General features: G+C 68.1%; 1 protein-coding gene. It reads right to left on the reverse strand.

Annotation, left to right across the window (positions count from 1 at the left end; translation table 11 throughout):
• Positions 1–427 (reverse strand): L,D-transpeptidase (locus tag EN745_RS35735; RefSeq protein WP_145992369.1); only part of this gene is annotated, 427 nt, incomplete at both ends.

Genomic DNA, 427 nt, shown 5'->3' on the forward strand with positions numbered 1-427 from the left:
CGATAATGTCCTGGTTGATCAGGCGCACGCAGCCCGACGACATCGCCTGGCCGATGCTCCACCATTCGGGCGAGCCGTGGATGCGGTAGCCGGTGTCCTTGCCGTCCTGATAGATGTAGAGCGCGCGCGCGCCGAGCGGGTTGGTCAGGCCGCCGGGCTGGCCGCCCTGCCACTTCACCAGTTCGGGCTTGCGCTGGATCATCTCCGGCGGCGGGGTCCAGGTCGGCCATTCCCTGCCGTACTGGATGTTGGCGCGGCCGGACCAGCGGAAGCCGTCCTTGCCGATGCCGACGCCGTAGCGGATGGCATCGCCGCCCGGCTGCACGAGATAGAGCATGCGCTCCTTGAGGTGGACGACGATGGTGCCGGGCGCCTCGCCGGTCGTGTCGACGACGATCTGGCGGCGGAATTCCGGCTTGACCTTGAG

Source organism: Mesorhizobium sp. M4A.F.Ca.ET.022.05.2.1 (assembly GCF_003998845.1).
Lineage (GTDB): Bacteria > Pseudomonadota > Alphaproteobacteria > Rhizobiales > Rhizobiaceae > Mesorhizobium.